This window comes from Olsenella sp. kh2p3 (assembly GCA_900119625.1).
Classification (GTDB): Bacteria; Actinomycetota; Coriobacteriia; order Coriobacteriales; family Atopobiaceae; genus Tractidigestivibacter.
In genome coordinates, this window is the sequence record FPKD01000002.1 from 310,435 (window position 1) to 332,191 (window position 21,757).

At 61.4% G+C, this 21,757-nt stretch carries 18 protein-coding genes and 2 tRNA genes; 4 read left to right on the top strand and 16 right to left on the bottom strand.

Features of this window, described 5'->3' with window-relative positions; genetic code table 11:
- Positions 1-7 precede the first annotated feature (7 nt).
- The 7 genes from BT122_RS04790 to gdhA form a co-directional block, all read right to left on the bottom strand.
- Positions 8-2,149, bottom strand: a complete 2,142-nt coding sequence (locus tag BT122_RS04790) for a helix-turn-helix domain-containing protein (RefSeq protein ID WP_072354814.1) — start codon at positions 2,147-2,149, stop codon at positions 8-10.
- Between the two features lie 13 nt (positions 2,150-2,162).
- Positions 2,163-2,840, bottom strand: a complete 678-nt coding sequence (locus BT122_RS04795; protein ID WP_177242192.1) for an ABC transporter ATP-binding protein — start codon at positions 2,838-2,840, stop codon at positions 2,163-2,165.
- A 64-nt stretch (positions 2,841-2,904) separates the two neighbouring features.
- Positions 2,905-3,921, bottom strand: coding sequence for a hypothetical protein (locus tag BT122_RS10950; RefSeq protein ID WP_177242193.1), 1,017 nt, complete (start codon positions 3,919-3,921; stop codon positions 2,905-2,907).
- 6 nt (positions 3,922-3,927) lie between these two features.
- Positions 3,928-4,722, bottom strand: a complete 795-nt coding sequence (locus tag BT122_RS04805; protein ID WP_072354817.1) for a hypothetical protein — start codon at positions 4,720-4,722, stop codon at positions 3,928-3,930.
- 409 nt (positions 4,723-5,131) lie between these two features.
- Entirely contained in the window at positions 5,132-8,341 is a 3,210-nt protein-coding gene (gene carB / locus BT122_RS04810) for a carbamoyl-phosphate synthase large subunit (RefSeq protein ID WP_072354818.1), read from the bottom strand.
- Positions 8,342-9,595 carry a glutamine-hydrolyzing carbamoyl-phosphate synthase small subunit gene (carA, locus tag BT122_RS04815; RefSeq protein WP_072354819.1) on the bottom strand — a complete coding sequence of 418 codons (1,254 nt, stop codon included), beginning with the start codon at positions 9,593-9,595 and terminating at the stop codon, positions 8,342-8,344. It lies immediately after the preceding gene.
- Positions 9,596-10,118: 523 nt separating this feature from the next.
- Positions 10,119-11,450: an NADP-specific glutamate dehydrogenase gene (gene gdhA / locus BT122_RS04820; protein ID WP_072354820.1), complete on the bottom strand. Its 1,332-nt coding sequence runs from the start codon at positions 11,448-11,450 to the stop codon at positions 10,119-10,121.
- Positions 11,451-11,710: 260 nt separating this feature from the next.
- On the opposite strand from gdhA, the gene BT122_RS04825 reads away from it, so the two are divergent.
- A tRNA-Pro gene (locus BT122_RS04825) sits at positions 11,711-11,787 on the top strand.
- 67 nt (positions 11,788-11,854) lie between these two features.
- On the opposite strand, the gene BT122_RS04830 is transcribed toward BT122_RS04825, so the two are convergent.
- From BT122_RS04830 to hcp, 5 genes are all read right to left on the bottom strand, one after another.
- Entirely contained in the window at positions 11,855-12,055 is a 201-nt protein-coding gene (locus BT122_RS04830) for an HK97 gp10 family phage protein (RefSeq protein WP_072354821.1), read from the bottom strand.
- 102 nt (positions 12,056-12,157) lie between these two features.
- Positions 12,158-12,514: a YjcQ family protein gene (locus BT122_RS04835; protein ID WP_072354822.1), complete on the bottom strand. Its 357-nt coding sequence runs from the start codon at positions 12,512-12,514 to the stop codon at positions 12,158-12,160.
- Positions 12,511-12,708 (bottom strand): hypothetical protein, encoded by a 198-nt coding sequence (locus BT122_RS10845; protein ID WP_143189976.1) that lies wholly within the window; start codon positions 12,706-12,708, stop codon positions 12,511-12,513. The genes BT122_RS04835 and BT122_RS10845 overlap by 4 nt, the downstream gene beginning before the upstream one ends.
- Entirely contained in the window at positions 12,674-13,549 is an 876-nt protein-coding gene (locus BT122_RS04840; RefSeq protein WP_177242194.1) for a hypothetical protein, read from the bottom strand. The genes BT122_RS10845 and BT122_RS04840 overlap by 35 nt, the downstream gene beginning before the upstream one ends.
- A 192-nt stretch (positions 13,550-13,741) precedes the next feature.
- The gene (hcp, locus tag BT122_RS04845) at positions 13,742-15,334 is read right to left on the bottom strand and encodes a hydroxylamine reductase (protein WP_177242195.1); all 1,593 of its coding nucleotides are present in this window, start codon (positions 15,332-15,334) and stop codon (positions 13,742-13,744) included.
- Positions 15,335-15,439: 105 nt separating this feature from the next.
- Here hcp and BT122_RS04850 point away from each other — a divergent pair, with 105 nt between their 5' ends.
- The gene (locus tag BT122_RS04850) at positions 15,440-16,123 is read left to right on the top strand and encodes a Crp/Fnr family transcriptional regulator (protein WP_072354825.1); all 684 of its coding nucleotides are present in this window, start codon (positions 15,440-15,442) and stop codon (positions 16,121-16,123) included.
- 14 nt (positions 16,124-16,137) lie between these two features.
- On the opposite strand, the gene BT122_RS04855 is transcribed toward BT122_RS04850, so the two are convergent.
- Entirely contained in the window at positions 16,138-16,734 is a 597-nt protein-coding gene (locus BT122_RS04855; protein ID WP_072354826.1) for a uracil-DNA glycosylase family protein, read from the bottom strand.
- Positions 16,735-16,894: 160 nt separating this feature from the next.
- Here BT122_RS04855 and BT122_RS04860 point away from each other — a divergent pair.
- Positions 16,895-16,970 (top strand) — tRNA-Gly (locus BT122_RS04860).
- 153 nt (positions 16,971-17,123) lie between these two features.
- Here the strand turns inward: BT122_RS04860 and BT122_RS11255 are convergent.
- The gene (locus BT122_RS11255) at positions 17,124-17,522 is read right to left on the bottom strand and encodes a CdiA C-terminal domain-containing protein (RefSeq protein ID WP_353612412.1); all 399 of its coding nucleotides are present in this window, start codon (positions 17,520-17,522) and stop codon (positions 17,124-17,126) included.
- A gap of 152 nt (positions 17,523-17,674) precedes the next feature.
- Between BT122_RS11255 and BT122_RS04865 the strand changes: the two genes are divergently transcribed.
- Complete coding sequence (locus BT122_RS04865; RefSeq protein ID WP_072354828.1) at positions 17,675-18,604, top strand: diacylglycerol/lipid kinase family protein; 930 nt, start codon at positions 17,675-17,677, stop codon at positions 18,602-18,604.
- 102 nt (positions 18,605-18,706) lie between these two features.
- On the opposite strand, the gene ptsP is transcribed toward BT122_RS04865, so the two are convergent.
- Entirely contained in the window at positions 18,707-20,410 is a 1,704-nt protein-coding gene (ptsP, locus tag BT122_RS04870) for a phosphoenolpyruvate--protein phosphotransferase (RefSeq protein ID WP_072354829.1), read from the bottom strand.
- A 95-nt stretch (positions 20,411-20,505) separates the two neighbouring features.
- Positions 20,506-21,543 (bottom strand): 1-phosphofructokinase family hexose kinase, encoded by a 1,038-nt coding sequence (locus BT122_RS04875; protein ID WP_059054684.1) that lies wholly within the window; start codon positions 21,541-21,543, stop codon positions 20,506-20,508.
- Positions 21,544-21,757: the final 214 nt, after the last annotated feature.

Consider the following 21,757-nt stretch of genomic DNA (forward strand, 5'->3'; position numbering starts at 1 on the left):
GATGTCTTCACTCCCTCAGCAGGTCAAGAAGCATGCGGGCTAGTTCGTCTCGGCGATGGATTCCCAGCTTCTTGTAGGCAGACGCCCGTCGCGAGGCAATTGCCGCAGGTGAAAGCGAGAGTGACCTCGCCACATACGACACGCTATATCCGCGACCGAGAAGGATGATGGCCTCGATTTCTCCCTCGGTAAGGCCGGTCTTTGTTCCAACCTCGCGCCAACGCTCGCGCACAGAAAGACTCGCCAGCCTCGCTCTGCGCTTGAAGAGCCGCACGAGTCGCGCGAACGCTAGCAACCCCACAACGGCAAGGCCGCATCCCAGGCAGGTGCGCAAGGCAACAGCAACGCCATTCGGAGTCTCTCTCGTGAGGACCCATAGCCACCCCAGGCAAAGCCCAACAATCTCGACGGCCAGCGACGGCAGCAGACGAGAAAGACCGCCGCCTTCCAGAGCACCCAAAATGGTGGACAGCAGGACAATAACGGCAATGGCAATTAGCCCATACGCAATTGACGCCTCAACAGGGCCAGGCGAGAAGCACTGCAACGCGCTCACCAAGATTGGAGCTGATGCACCAAGAGCGCAGAGTCCAACGGCAATGTGCACGGGAGGGAAGGGAGAGAATGCCTGCTTCGGCACGCCCTCTTCGCCGCCAGACATTTGCGCGAAAAGCACACCGGGAACAGCGAGCAACGCTGCCATGTACCAGCGCCTAATCGAAAGGGGCAACAGCAGCGCTACCGCAGCGAGCGCAAACGCACCGAGCGCCGCGATGGCCCTTTGCCGAGAATTGCCAAGAGCGTGGGAATCTCGGGAAACACCATCGAGGTAGAGAATAGGAAGCGCATAAGCAGCCGCTACAGACAAGGCATCCGTTCCCCACGACGCCAAATTGCCAAAAAGCGAATAGCCTGCAAGGCCGCCAGCCAGAGCAAGCACCAAAGCGACAACGCCCCGCTTGGAGATTGGCATGCGCGTACCGGCCGCAGCGATTATTACCAGAAGTCCAAGCACAATCGTCCCCGGACGCAGGTCATCGACTTGAGAGATGAGCAGATGCGCCCTCCCCAGCCATGGAAGCCAGTAGATTGCCACCGCGGCACCAATGCAACTAGCGGCAACTGTATGACTGACACGGTACGCTCTCTGGCACAGAGCCTGGGTATCGTCTCTCTCCGCAGTCGGCAGACACTCACCACTTTGCTCCCTGACCTCGTCGAGCAGGGCGATTGCAGCGTCTCTAGAGGTCACCCCCAGCTTCTCGTACGCCCGCTTGCAGTAGGTGCCAGCGGTTGAGCGCGCCACACCCATCTCGTCCGCAAGCTGCGAGACCGTGAGCCCGCGGTCCAAACCGCGTATGGCAGTTTCCTCTCGACTGGTAAGTCCATGGTCAAGAAACAGCTGGTCAACGGCAACGTATGGCCGTTGGATGTTGCCCGAGGCAGGCCGACCGCCCGAAAAGATACAGGGCAGGGCAGCGAGAACCGCCCAGGCAACAACACGCTGGGTGCCGCCCCACCCCAGCTGCTGCATGCCAATCGCAAGGGCACTCAAGGCAGCCGAAGATATCAAGACCGCCGCGCCCGCCCGAAAGAGGCCGCCACGAGATTCGAGGAGAATCCCTCGCGCGTGCAGAACAACGGCAACCACGAGCAGGGCATACTCCGCCACCAAGGTATTTTGTGAAGGCACCGGTGACGCCACTGCCATCGGGTCAAGCGGGCGCTCCCAGCCGACAAGCGCGACCGCTCCCCATATGGCAATCGCAACGCCAAGCAGGACAGGAACGGCCCAGACGCACTTGCCAGCATGGCGCGACCGCGCGGCAATACCCAAAGTGCACGGAACAAATGGGAGCGCAAAGTATGTCTCGGCAGGCAATCCGTCCCAAGCAACATTACCCGTCGCGATTGCCTGCAGCACCGAAAAGGAAAGCGCAAGTCCAAAGCTCGTACCTAGCGTACCCGCAAGGGCAGCTGGCGCGGGGAAGGCAGTGCTCCCCTCCCTAAATCCCAGGCTGCACAGCCACGCAAGGGGAAGGACGCCCAACAGCAATCGCAGGGTGAGGAGCACTTCGCCATACGGCCATCCCAACGGCAGGTTGCTGAGAAGCACCGTCACCACCAGCGACGGAATGGCAACCCGCATGAGGGCAGAATCCTCACACCTTTGCGCCAACCCTGGAGAGGTACTCGCGCTCAAGTGCTGCACCCCCATTCCCCGCCGCAAGACGCGTGAGGCCACCGCCATGGACTAGATATACATCGTCACACAACTCGGCAACCTCACCGAGCATGTGGCTCGAAAATATGACCGTCTCGCCCTTCTCGGCACATGCACGCACAATTCCGCGCAGCATAACGACCCCTTCTGGATCAAGACCGTTGGTCGGCTCGTCGAGAAGAACGAGGTCCGGATCGTCCATGATTGCCTGAGCGATGCCCAGGCGCTTTCTCATGCCAGCGGAGTACCTGCCAACGGGCGTGCAGTTGCCGGGGTCCAAACCAACAGTAAGCATTGCTTGCTCATAGACGCAATTGTCTTTGCGGCCGCCAAGGTCCCCCAGGATGCCAAGGTTCTCGATACCCGACATACGGTCAATAAACGGAGGCGCCTCGAGGAGCAGCCCCACTCGTGGCCAGCTCCCCATGTTCCTAATGTCTGCGCCAAGCACACTCCCTGCTCCGGAACTTGGAATGAGGAGGCCGGCGAGAAATCTGAGCATCGTTGTTTTCCCCGAGCCGTTGGGTCCAATGAGTCCAACGACCTCTCCCCTACCAACTTGCAGACCGCCGGAATCGATGACCGTAGTCCCGCCAAGACGTAACGAGAGGTCCACGACATCAATGGCCTTCTCGGCGGCCGGTCCCATATGTTTGAGAACTTTGGTATTTACAGGCATCCTAGTCAACCCTCGCATTCCGTCTGCCCACGCCGGATTCTCCGTAGCGATGAAGCAATGCCAGAAGCGATAGGCCAGCCAGCAGCAAGAGCACAAGGGCAAGCGTGGAATAGCTGTTGACTTGTGTTGCAGCACTTGCCACAATTTCCTGCCCATCGAACTGGCTTGTGATTACCGCAGCTTGTCCAACCTCTGTCTGGGTGAAGGATGCCCCGAGACAGTAGAAACAGAGGCAGAAGCGATCCATGAGAAACCCCCAGTCCCTCTGCTGCAAAGATGGATTAAGGAGGAACGCAACGTTAACGAAGAGCTCGGGCAGCGCCGTAAGAGCGACTAGGACCGCAAAGCCGAGAAGTGTTGGATTGGTCTTTGCTCTAATAGCTGCGGCACACGAGGCGAACGTGATCGTGATGATGGATAGAATCACTCCCTCGACGAGCGCCAGAACAATTACAAGGTGCGTATAGTTCCATGACTCAGGTACCAGGGCAATTCGTATGTAGTAGCGATTCCATTGGAAGTCATCCGGATTCCCGGAATAGGCAAGCCATTGGGGGACGGTGACAGACGGCATTGTCCCAAAGACAACCATGTCAAAGACGCACATGAGGACGAGCGTCGCTAATGCATAAAGCAGGCACGTCACCGTGATGGAAAGGCACTTTCCCCAAAGCCAGACCCTCCTGTTGCTTAGCCTTGAAAGGACGATATCCGAGAAACCACCCCGATCCTCCTTTGAAAAGGCGTCTCCGCAAAGCGCAAGTGCCCCAGTTGGCAACAAGATGCATGCAACAAGGGAGTCATTGAGACCTACGTAGAACACGTCGGGCGCAGATGAGCCAGCAAGGCTTCCACCCGATTGGACCTGGAAGGAACCCAACAGCGCGTACGAGATTGCGATTGACACAACGATGCACCCCAGCGCCATCAACAGACGCCAGGCTTCAAGCACACGTAGCAGCTCGATTCTCAGCACCAGAGGAAGAGGATGAAGCGCTGTGGACCTTGCGGATTGCAAACTGCTTCACCCCCTTGCCACAATGAGCCTGGGCAAGCACATCGAGGCGCACGCAAGCGCTGCAGTAAAGGCAAGGCCAGCGCACAGGTGTCCCACGCCGTACTCCCAAGCGGCACTGATTCCAGGCATCGCCATTTGTGGAATTAGCCAATCCGAGATGAAGCTTAAGTTTGCAATCGCCGGGAGGAGATAGTTTCCCCCGAGGTACACAACCAAGGAGACCGCGTATGCCATCCCACTGCTACCGAGCACTACGCAAGCAGCGGCCCACAGCCCGGCGATAGACAGTGCCTGCGACACGCTTGGCAGCATGGTGGCGATGGACCACAAGCCAATCTGGCCAGGCGAAATGCCAAACGCGCTTCGTAGCAGGGATGGGTTGAGAGAAGCCTGGAACAATACCGAGGTAAGCGACGAGAATAGGCTGGCCCACGCCCACAGGCTCAATGCATCGATGAGGCAGGAAGCAAACAGCAGCAATGCAGAGCTCAACGCCGAAAGTCCGTGGGCTTTGAGCAGCCATGGGTAACGTCCACGTGCCAAAGCAGCAGGACCTTGCCAAAGACCCGCAAGCACCAGCGGACAAAGATATGGGGCAAACTTGGCCTCAAGGGTAAATGCCGTAACTACAGGCGTGGATAGGTTGCGGCCAAGGTTGTTGGCAGCACCCCCAAAGTTCGTCACAAGCGAGTCGAGGGTGAGATAGATCGAGACGAACGCAGTAGCCGCAAACACCCCGAGCGACGGAAGGAGCACGCGGAAAAATCGCGCATAGCGCCAATGCGTTCTCTTGACCGCCATCCAAGACCTCCTGCTATTGGCTCACAAACGCCCCATCGCCCACTTCAATGAGAAGAACTTCTCGCAAAAGCCGTCAACTGTCTGTCGTACAAGTAGATGAACCTGGGATTTTATTGTCGTATAGGCAACGGGGGGATGTCGGACACCGCAGCAATCACGTACGAAACCTCGCTTCGGGCGTCAATTCCGCGCCGGAGGGTGCATTGTCGCAGCAGGTACGTATGAAACCTCGCTTCGGGCGTCGTATTGGCGCCGGAGGGCGCATCTTGGCAGCAAGCGTACGAAACCTCACCCCCGGCGTCGCCCCGACGCCGAAGGGCGCATTCCATCAGGACGACCCCCACATGAAAGAGCCCTCCGGCGTCATGGTGACGCCGGAGGGCTCGGAAGCGCACTTACGCGAGAAACCCTACAGGTCCTGCAGCGCGTAGACGTCGAGGGGACCCTTGCGCAGCGCGGCGATGGCCTGGATGAGCGCCGTCGCGCCGGACATGGTCGTGGCCATGTCGACGCCGCGGTTCACGGCCTCGCTGCGAATCTTGGCCCCGTCGCCACGGGAGCTCCCTCCGCGTGGGGTGTTCACGATGAACGCAATCTCGCCCGCGGCCATCATGTCGAGCACGTTGGGGCTGCCCTCGCTGATTGGCCGCACGACCTCGCACGGAATGCCCGCGGCGTGCAGCGTCTTGGCCGTGCCGCGCGTGGCCACAAGGTCGTACCCCAGGTTGGTGAGCGAGAGCGCCACGGGCGCGATGGAGCGCTTGTCGCGGTCGCACACCGAGACAAACACCTTGCCCGACATCGGAATCTCGTAGTCAATGGCCTCGCGCGTCTTGGCGTAAGCCTTGGGGAACGTCGTGTCGAGTCCCATGACCTCGCCGGTGGACTTCATCTCGGGCCCAAGGTGGACGTCGGCACCCGGGAAGCGGCTCCAGGGCATGACGGCCTCCTTCACGGCGTAATGCGAAGGTGTGCGGTCCTCGGGCGGAAGCCCCAGCTGGGCAATGGTCTCACCGGACATGATGCGTGCGGCGCAGCGCGCAAGGGGCACGCCGGTGGCCTTGGACGAGAAAGGCACCGTGCGGCTGGCGCGCGGGTTCAGCTCGATAACCAGGACCTGCTCGTCCTTGACCGCAAACTGGATGTTGAGAAGGCCGTGGATGTCCACCGCAAGCGCAAGCTTGCGGGTAATCTCGCGCACGCGCTCCACGATGGTGTCGGAGAGCGAGAAAGGCGGCCAGCAGCACGCGGAGTCACCAGAGTGGATGCCGCACTCCTCGATGTGCTCGAGGACCGAGCCCACATAGCACTGCGTGCCGTCACAGAGGGCGTCAACGTCCAGCTCGATGGCGTCCTCGAGGAAGGAATCCAGGTAGACCGGGTGATCGGGCGAGACGCGCGTGGCCTCAGCCATGTAGGTGCGCAGGTCGTCATGGTCGTAGACAATCGCCATGCCACGACCGCCCAGCACGTAGCTCGGGCGCACGAGCAGCGGGTAGCCAATGCGGCGCGCGACCTCGGTGGCGTCCTCCATGGTCTCTGCCGTCGAGGAGGGCGGATAAGCAATCTCCAGGCGGTCGAGAAGGTTCGCAAAGCGGTCGCGGTCCTCGGCCAGGTCGATGGCCTCGGGCTGGGTTCCCATGATGGGGACGCCCGCTGCCTTGAGCCTGCCGGCAAGGTTAATGGGGGTCTGGCCGCCCAGCGTCACGATAACGCCCACGGGCTTCTCGACCTCGATGACGTTCATGACGTCCTCAAAGGTGAGCGGCTCGAAGTAGAGGCGGTCGGAGGTGTCGTAGTCGGTCGAAACGGTCTCGGGGTTGCAGTTGACCATGACCGTCTCGTAGCCCTTGGCCTCGAGCGCGTACGCGGCGTGGACGCAGCAGTAGTCAAACTCGATGCCCTGGCCAATGCGGTTGGGACCGGCCGAGAGAATCACCACGCGGGGCTTCTCTGCCTCCGTGCGCTCGGTGGCGCCACCGTCCTCGTAGGTGAAGTAGTGGTAGCTCGTGCGGGCGGCAAACTCGCCGGCGCAGGTGTCAACGGTCTTCACGAGCGGGCGCACGCCAACGACCTCGCGCACGGCACGCACAACCTCCTCGCTCGTCCCCGTGAGGTGGGCAATCTGACGGTCAGAGAAGCCAAGCTCCTTGGCTGCGAGCATGTGGTCGTGGTCGAGGCCAATGAGCCCCAGCTCAGAGATCGTGCGCTCGGCAGTGACAATGTCTGCGATGCGGTTAAGGAACCAGCGGTCGATATGCGTGAGCTCAAAGACGCGCTCCACGCCCCAGCCGCGACGTAGCGCCTCGGCCACGTAGAGGATGCGCTGCGGGGTGGGGGTTGCCACGCGCTCCTCGAAGGCCTCCTCGTCGAAGGAGTCGTTGCCGTCCGCACCGAGGCCGGCGTGTCCCTGCTCGAGCGAGCGCATGGCCTTCTGGAGCGCTTCCTCGAAGGTGGAGCCAATGGCCATGACCTCGCCCACGGCCTTCATGCGCGTGGTGAGGGTGGAGTCCGCGCCCTTGAACTTCTCGAAGGCAAAACGCGGGATCTTGACCACGCAGTAGTCGATCGAGGGCTCGAAGCAGGCCGGTGTGGCCTGCGTGATGTCGTTGGTAATCTCGTCCAGCGTGTAGCCAACGGCGAGAAGCGCCGCCTCCTTGGCAATGGGGAAGCCAGTGGCCTTGGATGCCAGGGCCGAGGAGCGGCTCACGCGCGGGTTCATCTCGATGACGATCACGCGACCGTCGTTGGGGTTCACGGCAAACTGCACGTTGGAGCCACCGCAGGCAACGCCCACGCGCTCGAGCACGGCCAGCGAGTAGTCGCGCAGGCGCTGCATCTCGAAGTCGTTGAGCGTCTGGCAGGGCGCCACGGTGATGGAATCGCCGGTGTGCACGCCCATAGGATCGAGGTTCTCGATGGAGCACACCACGATGCCGTTGCCAGCGGAGTCGCGCATGACCTCCATCTCAATCTCTTTCCAGCCTTCGAGGCTCTGCTCGATGAGAACCTCGGAATTGGCAGAGAGCGCCAGGCCCTCGCGGGCAATACGCACCAGGTCATCGTGGGTGTACGCCATGCCGCCGCCCGCGCCTCCCAGCGTGTAGGCGGGACGGATCACCACAGGGTAGCCAATGTCTTCCGCCGCGCGTTCGCACTCCTCGAGCGTGTGCGCGGTCTCGGAGCGGGCGACCTCCAGGCCAATGTCACGCATGGCCTCGGCAAAGAGCTCGCGGTCCTCGCCGGTCTGGATTGACTCGATGTCGCAGCCAATGACCTCCACGCCGTACTTGTCGAGCACGCCCTGCTCGGCAAGCGCCACGGCGCAGTTGAGGCCCGTTTGGCCGCCCATGTTGGGGAGCAGCGCGTCCGGGCGCTCCTTGGCGATGACCTTGGCAACCGAGGCCGCCGTGATGGGCTCCACGTAGGTGCGGTCGGCCGTCTCGGGGTCGGTCATGATGGTCGCGGGGTTGGAGTTGACGAGAACGACCTCGTAGCCCTCCTCGCGCAGGGCCTTGCACGCCTGGGTGCCGGAGTAGTCAAACTCGCAAGCCTGGCCAATGACAATGGGACCAGAGCCAATGATGAGGATCTTCTTGATGTCGGTGCGCTTTGGCAACTAGAAGCGCCTCCCCTCGCGGACGTCGATGGCAAGGTAGTCCTCGCGTCCGTCCATGAGGCGCGAGAAGGACTCGAACATGTACGCCGAGTCGTTGGGGCCGGGCTTGGCCTCGGGGTGGTACTGCATCGAGAAGGCCGGCAGGTCGAGGAACTGGATGCCCTCGGGCGTGCCGTCGTTGAGGTTCACGTGCGTGAGCCGGATGCGGCCGTAGCGCTCGTTCATGGCGACGGGGGCCATGTGCATGCGGCTCCAGGTTAGGAGGCTCTCTGGGTGCTCGGTGAGACCGCCGGAGAGCTCGGGGACGAGCGGACCAAAGGTCGAGAAGACCGGGCCGTAGTTGTGGTTCTGGGCCGTGATCTCCACCTTGCCGGTGATGAGGTTCATCACGGGCTCGTTGCCGCCGTGGTGGCCGTAGGGCAGCTTTTCCACGCGGGCGCCCGTGGCAAGAGTAATCATCTGGTTGCCCAGGCAGATGCCAAAGACGGGGAGCTTGCCGAGAATGGCGCGCACGGTGTCGGGCACGGTGGGCACGGTGTCCGGGTCGCCGGGGCCGTTGGAGAAGAAGACGCCGTCGGGCTCCATGGCAAGAATCTTCTCAGCAGGCGTGTCCCAGGGGACAACCGTGACCTCGATGCCCACCTCGGCCATGCGGCGCACAATGCCGGCTTTCTCGCCGCAGTCCACGGCAACCACGCGGTGGTGCACCTCGCCCTTGGGCCTCACGACGTGCGGCTCCTTGCAGGAGACGTCGGCGACGTAGTTGTGCTCCTCAATGTGCGGGGACTCGCGGACGCGGCGGACGAGGCTCTTGGGGTCGAGGTCCGTGGTCGAGATTGCCGCGCGCATGGCCCCGCCCTCGCGAATGGCCAGGGTGACCGCACGAGTGTCCACGCCCTCGATGCCCACGACACCACGGGACGCAAGGAAGTCCGGCAATCTCACAACGCTCTGCCAGTTGCTTGGCGTGTAGCAGGCGTCATGGCACACAAAGCCCTTGAGATGCAGTGCGTCTGCCTGCATGTCCTTCTCGTTGACGCCGTAGTTGCCCAGCTGGGGATAGGTGAAGGTGACAATCTGACCTGCATATGACGGGTCGCTCACGATCTCCTGGTAGCCCACCATGGACGTGTTGAACACGATCTCGCCGAAGGTCTCACCCTCCGCGCCAACGCTTCGGCCCCTGAGGACCGTGCCGTCCTCAAGCGCCAGGAGGGCCTCCCGATGCCTGCCACCATCGACCAAGAGGTTCACAGCAACACCGTCCTTTCCGCGTGCAGCGCCGCCGACGTGCCATAAAAAAGGAGCCGCGCGCAGCGTGCGCGTGCTCCCGAGAGGCTGGGCCGGATTCTGCGCTATGGACGCCTTCTCGGTATCTCGTACCGCTCGTTAAAGGTCGTTGCAAGTATACGGGGCATGCATGTTTCGTTGAGCGAATTCAACAAGTCTGCAACAATCCCCTATGGTTTGACATGGATATGAATACTTGTGTGGATACCAAACATATTGTTTGGTGCCGTGGAACGGAGCCGCTGACCTTCTCGTCAAGGCGCTGATTCCGGACGTTTAAGCCCCCTTAAACGTCGAACTTTGGCGGCATAAAATTGTTCCGCGGAATTTGGACGGTTAGGGCACCTTAAACGTCCAAGAGACGCGGCATCAAAAAAGAATCGCGAGCGAGCCCCTTCTAAAGGTGAAAACATAAAGGCCCTCCGGAGGCGTTACGCCGCCGGAGGGCCAGACCAATCACTTGCCGCGAAAAACGCAGATCAGCGGGCTAGCACACACCCTGGGCCATCATGGCGTCGGCGACCTTGAGGAAGCCGGCGATGTTGGCACCAAACACGAGGTTGCCCTCGTGGCCGTACTCGCGCGCAGCGGAAGCGGCGGCGCTGTAGATGGAGTTCATGATTCCCTTGAGCTTCTCGTCCACCTCGTCGAAGGACCAGGAGAGGTGCTCGTGGTTCTGGCTCATCTCGAGGCCAGAGACAGCGACGCCGCCGGCGTTGGCCGCCTTGCCGGGAGCGAAGTACACGCCGTTCTCGATGAGGAACGTGGTCGCGTCGGTGGTGGTGGGCATGTTGGCACCCTCGACCACGTACGCGCAGCCGTTGGCCACGAGCTTCTTGGCGTCATCGAGGTCAAGCTCGTTCTGCGTGGCGCAAGGCATCGCGATGTCGCACTTCTCGCCCCAGGGACGCTCGCCATCGTGATAGACGGAGCCGGGCTTGCGCTCCGCGTACTCCTTGATGCGGCCACGCTCAACGACCTTGATCTGGCAGAGAAGGTCGAAGTCGATTCCCTCGGGATCATAGACGTAGCCGTTGGAGTCGGAGGCAGTCACCACGTGGGCGCCAAGCTGCTCGGCCTTCTGGATTGCGTACTGGGCAACGTTGCCGGAGCCGGAGATGCAGATGGTCTTGCCCGCAAGCTCCTCGCCCTTCTCGGTGACCATGTTCTCGAGGAAGTAGACAGCGCCGTAGCCCGTGGCCTCGGTACGGGCGAGAGAACCACCATACGGGATGCCCTTGCCCGTGAGGACGCTGGACCACTCGTTGCGGACGCGCTTGTACTGACCAAACATGTAGCCAATCTCGCGGCCACCAACGCCAATGTCACCGGCGGGGACGTCAGTGTCGGGGCCAATGTGGCGGCAGAGCTCGGTCATGAAGCTCTGGCAGAACGCCATGACCTCGCGGTCGGACTTGCCCTTGGGGTCGAAGTCCGAGCCGCCCTTGCCGCCGCCCATGGGCAGCGTGGTAAGGGAGTTCTTGAAGATCTGCTCGAAGCCCAGGAACTTGAGGATCGAGAGGTTTACGGACGGGTGGAAGCGCAGGCCGCCCTTGTAGGGGCCAATGGCAGAGTTGAACTCGACGCGGTAGCCGCGGTTCACCTGGACCTTGCCCTCGTCGTCAACCCAGGGCACGCGGAACATTACGATGCGCTCGGGCTCGACAAGACGCTCGAGAAGCGCGGCGCGCTCATACTCGGGATGAGCATCGAGCGCCGGCTGCAGCGTGGTGAGGACCTCCTTGGCGGCCTGGATGAACTCGGGCTGGTCGGAGTAGCGCTCCTCCAGCTGTGCAATGACCCTCTCGGAATACGTCATGAAGTCTCCTGTTCCTCGATCTTCTGGACCCTTTCCAGACGCGCGGTGATTTCCCCAAACGCGCACATCGCAGAACATCATAGAGTTAGGAACGAGTTGAAAACGATCTATGCCTTGCTAGAGACACGATAGAAATGTGCCAGTAACCGAACGCCGTTCATATACGGGCGAATGGTATTAAGGAGGGACAGCGAGCGGTTCCCGCCGAGAAGGATGACCCGTTGAAGCGCGACGAGAACTACCCTATACTTCATAACGTTCGGGGCGTAGCGCAGCTTGGTAGCGCATCTGCTTTGGGAGCAGAGGGTCGCTGGTTCGAATCCAGTCGCCCCGACCAGATAATCGCAGGTGGGGCGGGGTAAAACCCGCCCCATTTTTGTTTTTCCTATCGAGAGACACACCGACTACCTGTCAGACGCTTTGACGCAGTTGTCCAGCTGCACGTGCGTTATGGAGTCGCGCAGGCGCCCGGTGTCCACGGGGCACTTGGCCTTCGCGTGGCCCTCGGCGGCCAGGCCAACCTGCTCCAGGCCGCGCGAGAGCGCCGGCGCGAGCGCCGAGAGCCACTCCTGGGTGTGGTCGCTCACGTCCACGTTGTTCGCCATCCCGCATCACCTCGCGGCCATGGTCGCGTCGCGGTCACGCGGCAAGGAAGAGGCCCCGCCGTGGTGGCGGGGGCCTGAGCCATGCATGGGTTTTGGGCTGGGCTACAGCATCGAGCCGAGCGCGGCCGCCGTGGCGGAGACCGCCGCCGACACCGACGCGCCAACGACCTCGCGCGCGGCGCTCCTTAGCGGCTCGCAGGTGGCCATGTACTCCAGGCCGTCCAGCGTGACCTCGGGCGACAACTGCGCCCACAGCACGCGCAGCGGCGCGCCGTCGATGTCCTCTGTGGTTATGAGGCCGTCCACCTTGCCGGCGCGCTGGAGCTTGCACGCAAGCACGTCGCGCTGCTCCTCGCTGACGCCCATGGCCTCCGGGCTCACCGCCGCCACGTCGAACGGACGCCCCTCGCAGGAGCGGATGGCGCCCAGGATGCGGGCTATGGTCTTGAAGTCGCTCATGCGAACGTGACCTCCTTGCCGGTGAAGTCATGGATGCCATCGATGGCTATGCTGTTGTCCCCCATGTCCATCACTGGAATGGTCGCGTACTTGGTGCCATCAACGATAAGCTCGCGCCATCCGGTGCTAGGGAGGTCGTGGTCTAGCACCATCAGCGTCTTACCGTTGATTTCGATGCAATCCAGTCTTCTCATCAACCCCAGACCCCCTTAGCTTGCCTAGGTAATAGTCAATCGCTTTCTTTGTCTGCTCGTTCTCCTCTTTGGGGATATTGTACTGCTCCTCAGAATCCAAGAGGTACATCTGAGCATCGCGTTCCCGCAGGTTGCGCATGGTTTCCGCGTCAAACTCCGAGTAGTCGCCACGCTGCGACTGCCAGAAGTGAAAGACCTCCTCGAGAACCTCTGACGTTGTTGCATCGTTCCTCAGGATGATGGTGTCTCCTACTGCGGAGGCCCCAGCGCCCATCTTGTCCAGATGGTCCTCCCACTCCTTGTCTCCTCGTATTACCTTCCCGCCATGTCTCTCGACGTAGTTCTTCTGCGAGTTGTACAGGGCGTCGTTGACGACCTTCACTCTGCGGCGCGGCTTGTCCTGCTTCCTTGTAAGCTCTACGGCTTGCCTTAGCGCCTCCTGCTGCTCTGCCCTGGTCATCGACGGGAAGTCGCGGCCGGTCCTGCCGTCGGCGTTGAGCTGTGACACGATGCGGCTGCGCAACTGCGCCTTGCTGACCCCGGCCCGTCTGGCTGCCCTCTCGGCGGCCGGCGTGTCCATGAACTCTCTGAGGCTCCGGCCGCTGGGCTTGGGCCTCTTCGGGTCGCGCCCCGCCTTCCAGTCCTCGTAGCTGGTCTCCAGCTTGCTCGTGTTGCGGCCCTCGAAGGCGTCGTAGACGGGCACGGAGGCCACCAGCGTGCAGCGGCAGTTCCAGACCTCGGCCGCCGGGCCCTCGGGGTCGCCCGGGTAGCGCAGGCCGTTGCTGAACCTCCCGTCGTCGCCCACAAGGAGGCACAGATTGCCTCTTCCCCGAAACCTCACACGTGTTGTTTCTTATTTAATTTTGCCAGCAGACTAACAGGGATTTTCTCGCAACAGATAAGAATAGAAACAACACGTGTGAGGTTTAGGCGAGGCCGCAGCAACACAAAAGGCGCCTTCGATACGAAAAAAGGGGCCAGGCGACAATCCGCCTGGCCCCTCTCGCCTAACGCCGCAACAGCTCACTCCCCCCTATGCGAGAAGCGCGGTGAGGTCCTCCTCGGGTGTCGAGATGGGAGAAATGCCAAACTCACGCACCAGAATGTCAAGGACGTTGGGGCTCACGAAAGCAGGAAGCGTAGGCCCAAGCTTGATGTCCTTGATGCCCAGGTAGAGAAGGGCAAGCAGGTCTGCAACAGCCTTCTGCTCGTACCAGGAAAGCACAATCGAGAGCGGCAGGTCGTTCACACCGCAGTCAAAGGCGTCCGCAAGAGCCAGGGCAATCTCGACGGCGCTGTAGGCGTCGTTGCACTGGCCGATGTCGAGAAGCCTGGGGATACCGTCAATGTCGCCCAGGTCAAGGTCGTTGAAGCGGTACTTGCCGCACGCAAGGGTGAGGATGACCGTGTCCTTGGGAGCCTGCTTGACGAGCTCGGTGTAGTAGTTACGGCCGGGCTTGGCGCCGTCGCAGCCGCCAACGAGGAAGAAGTGCTTGATCTTGCCAGCCTTGACGGCGTCGACAACCTTGTCGGCAACCGAGAGCACCGCCGCGCGAGCAAAGCCAGTCACGACCTTGGTGCCGCCGTTAATGCCCGTGAGCTGCACGTCCTCGTCGTAGCCACCAAGCTCCTTGGCCTTCTCGATGACCGGGGTGAAGTCCTTCGAGCCATCGGCAGCCGCGGGGATGTGCACGAGCTCAGGATAGGAGACAACCTCAGTCGTGAAGACGCGATCTGCGTAGCTGGGGCGAGGAGGCATGAGGCAGTTCGTGGTGAACACAAAGGCAGCGGGGACGTTGGCGAACTCCTTCTGCTGATTCTGCCATGCGGTGCCAAAGTTGCCCTTGAGCTGCGGATAGCGCTTGAGCTCGGGATAGGCGTTGGCGGGCAGCATCTCGCCATGCGTGTAGACATTGACGCCTGTGCCCTCGGTCTGCTCGAGGAGCAGCTTGAGGTCGTGGAGGTCATGGCCGGAGATGACGATGAAGGGGCCCTTCTCGATCTTGAGCGAGACCTCGGTGGGCTCGGGCATGCCGTAGGTGCCAGTATTGGCTGCGTCGAGGAGGCCCATCACGTCGTGGCTGAGCTTGCCCACCTGCATGGAGACAGCGAGAAGCTTGTTGAGGTCGCTCTCGGTGGCGAGGGTGGCAAGGCAATCGACAAAGGCCTGCTGGGCCTCGTCACTCACGGAGCCGAGCATGCGGGCGTGGTACGCGTAGGCAGCCGCTCCACGAAGCCCAAAGAGAATGAGCGACTTCAGCGAGCGCACGTCCTCGTTGTCAGACCAAACGTGGCCAAGGAGCAGGTCCTGGGCAGCCTCGATTCCAGCGGCGGCAGCGATGCGCTCCTTCTCGGCACGCACGTCCGCCGTGATGGCGTCGACGGTGTCCTTGGAGAAGTTGACGTTGGTGATGCAGGTGAAGAGCCCGCTAACGATGAGCTTGTCGGCAAGCTCGCTGCGAGTGCCGGCCTGCTTGCAGGTGCAGGCGAGACCCACGAGCGCACCCGTGAGCTCATCCTGTGCAAGCGCAACGTCAAACGGCTTGCCGCAGACGCCGGCGCGCCCGGTGCACGCCGTGCACTTTGCGGTTTGCTCGCACTGGAAGCAGAACATCTTCTCGTCCATCAATTCCCTCTCTCTTTGGGTGGTTCGTTGTGTACTAGTCTGCTCGCGTCCGGAGATGTGCTAAGTTGTGTTCACAACATTCCTCGATTTTTTTGGCGGTGCGACATGCGTGGTGTAGATGCCGAGTTCCTGTCCAAGACGTCCCTCTTTAGGGGCGTGACGCCTCAGGAGGTTAACGAGATGCTGGGGTGCCTTGCGGCACGGCCCAAGACGTACGAGAAGGGCGATTTGGTCTGGGTGGAGGGAAGCCCCGTCAAAAGCGTGGGCGTCGTCCTTGAGGGCAGCGTGCGCGTGGAGGGCGCGGACGTCTGGGGCAACGCCAGCGTGATGGGGAGCTTCTCGGCTGGCGAGCTTTTTGGAGAAGCGTTTGCCGCCCTCCAGGACGAGCCGCTGCTCACCAATGTGGTTGCCACAAAGACTCCCACGCGGGTGCTCTTCGTCGACGTGACCCACATCATGCACAGCTGTCCTAGGGCCTGCGCCTACCACGCGCGGGTTGCCGAGAACCTCCTGGCATCCGTTGCGCGCAAGAACGTGCGCCTTACCCGAAGGATTCGCGACGCTGCCCCAAAGTCAATCAAGGGCAAACTGCTCGCATACCTCTCAACACAATCGAAGCTTGCGGGGTCGATCGAGTTTGACATTCCGTTCACGCGCCAGCAGCTTGCCGACTACCTGGGAGTTGACAGGTGCGCGCTCTGCACTGTGATCGGCGAGCTTGAGCGAGAAGGCAAGCTCACGGCAAACCGCCGTCACTTCTCGCTTCCCGTGGTGACAGCCAGGCGATAGCGGGGCCCTCTCCCCTATCCGCGCAGCGCCGATGCGACCTCGCTACGAAGGCGCGGCAGGACGTCCGTCTCGAACCAGGGGTTCCGGCTCATCCAGAGCTGGTTTCTAGGAGAGGGATGCACAAGCGGGAAGAATCGCGGCAGATAGTCGACATAGTTGCGGACAACGTCGGTGAGCCTTGCCGACGAGGAGAGCTCGAGGTAGCGGCGGGTGGCGTAGGAGCCCACCAGCACGGTGAGCAGCACCTGGGGCATCATGCCGAGAAGCACGGGGTGCCACCTCTCCGCAAACCCACGACGAGGCGGAAGGTCGCCAGACTTGCCCTTGCCGGGGTAGTAGAAGTCCATGGGGAGAAGGGCGACGACGGAGGGGTCGTAGAACGTGGCGCGGTCGATGCCAAGCCAGTCGCGCAGACGGTCGCCGCTCTTGTCGTTCCAGGGGATGCGCGTCTCCTGCGCAACCCTGCCGGGAGCCTGGCCGATAATCACCAACCGAGAAGTTGCAGACGCCGTGTAGAGGGGGTCAATCCCCTGCCGCGTGAACTCCCCGTTCTGCTCGTCTGCGCGAATTGCCTGAAAGACGCTATCGAAGTCTGCTTGAGTACCTGTCATTGAAGGGCCTCCTGCCTCAATGTTGCTGGCTCCACTGTGGCACGCGCGGCAAGACGTGTGTGTTGCAAATGCAACGAATAGAGAAGTGCTGTAGGTGACGCAAGCCTTTTGGCCCCGCTTCCCACCATCGCCCATCTTGTTGTATACTTCCCCATGCTTTGCGGCGGTAGTTCAATTGGTAGAGCGTCAGCCTTCCAAGCTGATTGTTGCGGGTTCGAGTCCCGTCCGCCGCTCCATGTAATTGCAGCCCAGGGTATTCGTAACCCTGGGCATTTTTTCTTTCTATAGTAATAGGAATCGTTACTAAAAGAGCTTAGATATAATAAAAAGGCCTCCGCGGGAGGTGCTTCCGCACCGTGCATTGGCCTTCATCTTCTTTATACCCAAAGTTATGAAGTCAAGTCAATTATCTGACGTGACTTGCTCACAAACAACAGCCTTCGTACCCGTCCAACAAATGGTAAAAGGCGCCGCAGCTCATGTTCAACATCTGCGTCGCTTGCACCGCGCATGCGACTGGAATCGATAATTACGTTTGGTGATTGAGTGGCAGCACGTCTCAGCACTCTCTGGAGCGACCGAACATTTCCCGTCTCGGGACATTTCATCTCCCAGAGAACCCCATCCATCTGGATGTCCGGAGTTCGCACCCGATTGCCGCCTATTCGCCGTACGAACGTAACCGAGCGTCCATCTGCAGCGAGAGCACGAGCCGTCCTTAGCTCATGCGGCCATACATCGCAGTTAGCCGGTATCGTTATGTTCCCAGAATTCTTCATGGACAGCATTCTACATAGAGAGTAACAACCTGTGGTTCAGCAAGCTGCGGAATCAACCAGAGGACATCCTGGCGTAGACGTCCATCGCAATCGACCTCCTCATCCAGACTCCGCATCTCATACCGTACAATGATGCAGCAACGCGATTTGGGAGGTATTGGATGGGCACGTCTCCGCTCGGCCGCACGCTTGTCATAGCAAACCCCGCCGCCAACCGAGGCGAGGGCGCAGAGGGCGCCGCATTTGTGCAGCGGTTCCTCGACTCCTATCGCGGCGCAACCACTGCGCACAAGGTCATCCTCACCAAGGCGGCGGGCGACGCGCAGGACCTCGCTCGCGAGGCCCGGGACTTCGACTCTGTCATCGCCCTTGGTGGCGATGGCGTCATCCACGAGGTAGTGAACGGCCTCATGGATCGCGACGAGAACGACCGGCCTCAGCTGGGCATCGTTCCCATGGGGTCCGGCAACGACTACGCACGGACCCTGGGGATGGCAATCAACAATCCATCTCATGCCTTGGCTCAGCTTGTCCGTGGCCACGTCACGCCGCTAGAGGTTGGCCGCGTAAATGGCGTGCACTTCATGGAGACGCTCTCGTTTGGCATGGACGCGGCAATCGCGCTCGACACTGTGAGGCGCCGCCAAGAAGAAACGACATCCCAGCACGGCGAGGGGCTCTTCATTACGTCTGGCATCCGCATCTTCTCCGAGGGCTCCAATGGCTGGCCCTGCAGAGCGCGCTTTGACGAGAGGCCCGAGGTAACGCTACCAACCGTGATCTTTGCGGTGCAGGTTGGCCCCACCTATGGCGGAGGCTTTGCTATCTGCCCCGACGCCGATCCGTCCGACGGCCTTCTCGACGTGTGCTACAACGTCAAGATTCCTAGCCGCCCATGGCTGCTCTCGCTTCTCGGCTTTGCGAGGTTTGGCCGTCACACGGGCTCGAGCTGCGTGAACCTGCTTAAGTTCACCCATGCAACCATGGACTTCGAGACGCAGCCTCCCTGCCAGGTCGACGGCGAGGAGCTCTGCGGAACGCGCTTCGAGGTAGACGTGATACCCAAGGCGCTCCGCGTCATCGTGCCGTAGCGCAATGGGACAAAGGGACAGTCCCTCTGTCTCATAAAAAGGCCCCGACGATGGTGCCGGGGCCCTTGGTTTCTAGCTTTTTCGCTAAGGCGCTGCGCTCTCCTACCTTGCGGCCGCCTGGAGCATGGCCTTGACCTCGGTTGCGGTCTTGAGAGCCATGACCTTCTCGGCCAGGGCGTCGGCCTCCTCCTTGGTCCAGAGGGAGAGGATCCTCCTCGTGCGCAGGATGGAGGGAGCGGAGACGGAGTACTCGTCCAGGCCAAAGGACATGAGAATGGGAATAAGCAGCGGGTCTGCCGCAGCCTCACCGCACATACCAACCATGATGCCAGCCTTGTTGCCCTCGCCGATGATGCGCTTGAGCGAGCGCAGAACCGCCGGCTGGTACACCTGGTAGAGGTAGCCAACACGATCGTTGCCGCGGTCGGCGCACATGGTGTAGCCGATAAGGTCGTTGGTGCCAATGGAGAAGAAGTCGCACTCGGCGGCGAGGTCGTCGGCAATGAGCGAGGCGGCGGGCGTCTCGATCATGGTGCCAACCTCGATGTTCTTGTTGTACGCAACACCGCGCTCGTCGAGGTCGTGCTTGCACTCCTCGATGAGGGCCTTGGCCTGGCGCACCTCGTCGATGGTGGTGACGAGCGGCAGCATGATCTTGATGTCACCAAAGGCAGAGGCGCGCAGCAGGGCGGTGAGCTGGACCTTGTACTGGTCGGGGTTGTTCAGGCAGTAGCGCACAGCGCGGAAGCCCATGAAGGGGTTCTCCTCCTTCTGCAGGTGCAGATAGGGGATCTCCTTGTCGCCGCCCACATCCAGCGTACGGATGATGACCGGCTTGTCCTTCATGCGGAGAGCGACCTTCTGGTACGCGGCAAACTGCTCGTCCTCGCTGGGGAGCTCCTTGGCGTCCATGAACAGGAACTCGGAACGGAAGAGGCCAACGCCCTCGGCGTCGTGCTCGAGAGCCGCGTTGGCATCATCGGGGTTGCCGATGTTTGCAACCAGCAGCTTCTTGTCGCCGTCACCGGTCACGGTCTCCTTGCCGCGATAGGCCTCAAGGGCGGCCTTCTCCTCGGCGAACGCCTTGGCCTTGGCACGATAGTGCTCGAGGTCGTGGTCGGAAGGCTGGGAGATGACCTTGCCGTTGGTGCCGTCGACAACAACCATGTCGCCGGTCTTGATGTTACCCGTGGCGTCCGCAACAGAGAGAACCGCGGGGATCTCGAGTGCACGGGCGATGATGGCGGAGTGGGACGTGCGGCCACCGGTCTCGGTGACGATGCCTGCGACGTTCTCCTTGTCGATGTCGGCGGTCATGGACGGCGTGAGCTCGTGCACCACGACGATGGAGTTCTCGGGCAGGGTGGAGAGGTCAACGACCTCCTTGCCCAGAAGATCGGCGAGAAGGCCGGTCTTAACGTCTGCCACGTCGGCGGCGCGCTCGCGGAAGAGCTCGTCGTCCATGTTGGCGTACATGGTGTAGAAGGTGCCATAGGCCTCGCTCACGGCCTGCTCGGCGCACATGCCGGAGTCGATGGAGCCCGTGACCATCTCACGGATGCCCTCGTCCTCGGCAAACTCGATGTGGGCACCCATAATGGCGGCCGCATCCTCGCCCACCGTCTGCTTCATGCGCTCGATCTGGGCGTTGGTCTGCTCGACGAACTTCTCGACGGCAGCGGCGTAACGCGCCTTCTCTGCCTCCGGGTCCTCCGGCGCATGCGGCGTAAACGAGAGGTCCGGCTCGACTGCTACGCGGGCCACGCCAATGCCGATGCCATCAGATGCGTTTACTCCCTCATACATTGCAATCCCCCTCATAACCGGCCGCTGTGCGGCCACCTCCCAGAATGCCAAGCGCCCCGGGTGGGGCGCTAAAGAGCCAAACACAGTTTAACGCGTTACTCGCCCTCGGGGGACTGCTTCTCCCCATCGTTTCCCTCGGCGGCAAGAGCCTGAGCCTCAGCGCGTGCCTTTTCGTTTTTGATATCGTCCGCGATACTTGCCGGCATCTCGCGACCCATCTTCTTGTAGAGGGCAGTAACCACGCGGTCGATGGTCGAGCGCTTGGCGATGCCCTTGCTGGCAGCGGTTGCCGTACCGCAGGCGGAAGCGTAGATGAGAGCGTTCTCGTAATCCATGCCGCGAGTGACCTTGGCGAGGAAGCCAGCAACCATGGAGTCGCCGGCGCCCGTTGCATTCACAAGGCGCACGCGTGCCGTGGGCACCATGTGCTCGGTGCCGTACTCGTCGAGAAGGAGCGAGCCGTTGCCGCCGCAGGAGACAATGACGTTGCGGGCGCCGCCCTCCTGGAGCTTCTTGGCGTACGGGAGGCAGTCCTCGGGCGTCTCGGGCATGGGATCAGCCTTGAAGATGCGGCCGACCTCGTGGTTGTTGGGCTTGATGAGGAAGGGATGCGCCTTGATGGACTCCATGAGGAGCTGGCCGGGGGCATCGACCACAAACTGGATGCCACGGCCGGCAAGGCGGGCCATGATCTGGTTGTACATGTCCTCGGGCAGGGAGTTGGGGATGGAGCCCGTAAGGACGAGGGTGTCACCGGACTGCAGGACGTCCATGCGGCCGAGAAGCTCGTCGACCTTCTTCTGCGGAATCTTGGGACCCATGCCGTTGACCATGGTCATGACGATGCCGTTGAGCTTGACGTTGATGCGCGTGTAGCCGCGATCCAGCTTCACAAAGTTGCTAGCGATACCAGCATCCTGAAGCTCGTTGATGAGGTACTCGCCAGTGAAGCCCGCGACGATGCCCATGGCCACATTGACTACGTCGAGCTCGTTGAGAAGCGTGGAGATGTTAATGCCGTTGCCACCGCAGTAGAGCTCCTCGCTTGAGGAGCGGTTGGTGTAGCCCATATCCAGCGTGAGGGGGTGCATCACGTAGTCGAGCGCGGGGTTCAGGGTCATGGTGTAAATCAACGCAAGCTCCTTCCAGCGGTTTACCTCGGCAAGGTACAGTATGCCGCAATTGGGCAACGAGGGAGGTGGAATCGTTCTCACCCCGCAAACCCCACGCAGCGCCTGCGCCGGCGTATTTTAACACCAAGTGTACCGTATCGAAACCTTGCTCCCACGTACAAAACGAGGCCGTGACGAACGGCTTTCAAAAGTGTGTGGGCAAGAGCCAATCGAA

Coding starts and splice junctions, on each gene's coding strand:
- BT122_RS04850 (WP_072354825.1), top strand. CDS start 15,440: ATGCGTGGTGTAGATGCCGAGTTCCTGTCCAAGACGTCCCTCTTTAGG.
- BT122_RS04790 (WP_072354814.1), bottom strand. CDS start 2,149: ATGCGGGTTGCCATTCCGTCGCTGGTGGTGACGGTGCTTCTCAGCAAC.
- BT122_RS04865 (WP_072354828.1), top strand. CDS start 17,675: ATGGGCACGTCTCCGCTCGGCCGCACGCTTGTCATAGCAAACCCCGCC.
- BT122_RS10845 (WP_143189976.1), bottom strand. CDS start 12,708: ATGAGAAGACTGGATTGCATCGAAATCAACGGTAAGACGCTGATGGTG.
- BT122_RS04855 (WP_072354826.1), bottom strand. CDS start 16,734: ATGACAGGTACTCAAGCAGACTTCGATAGCGTCTTTCAGGCAATTCGC.
- BT122_RS04830 (WP_072354821.1), bottom strand. CDS start 12,055: ATGGCGAACAACGTGGACGTGAGCGACCACACCCAGGAGTGGCTCTCG.
- ptsP (WP_072354829.1), bottom strand. CDS start 20,410: ATGTATGAGGGAGTAAACGCATCTGATGGCATCGGCATTGGCGTGGCC.
- gdhA (WP_072354820.1), bottom strand. CDS start 11,450: ATGACGTATTCCGAGAGGGTCATTGCACAGCTGGAGGAGCGCTACTCC.
- BT122_RS04835 (WP_072354822.1), bottom strand. CDS start 12,514: ATGAGCGACTTCAAGACCATAGCCCGCATCCTGGGCGCCATCCGCTCC.
- hcp (WP_177242195.1), bottom strand. CDS start 15,334: ATGGACGAGAAGATGTTCTGCTTCCAGTGCGAGCAAACCGCAAAGTGC.
- BT122_RS04805 (WP_072354817.1), bottom strand. CDS start 4,722: ATGGCGGTCAAGAGAACGCATTGGCGCTATGCGCGATTTTTCCGCGTG.
- BT122_RS11255 (WP_353612412.1), bottom strand. CDS start 17,522: ATGCTGTCCATGAAGAATTCTGGGAACATAACGATACCGGCTAACTGC.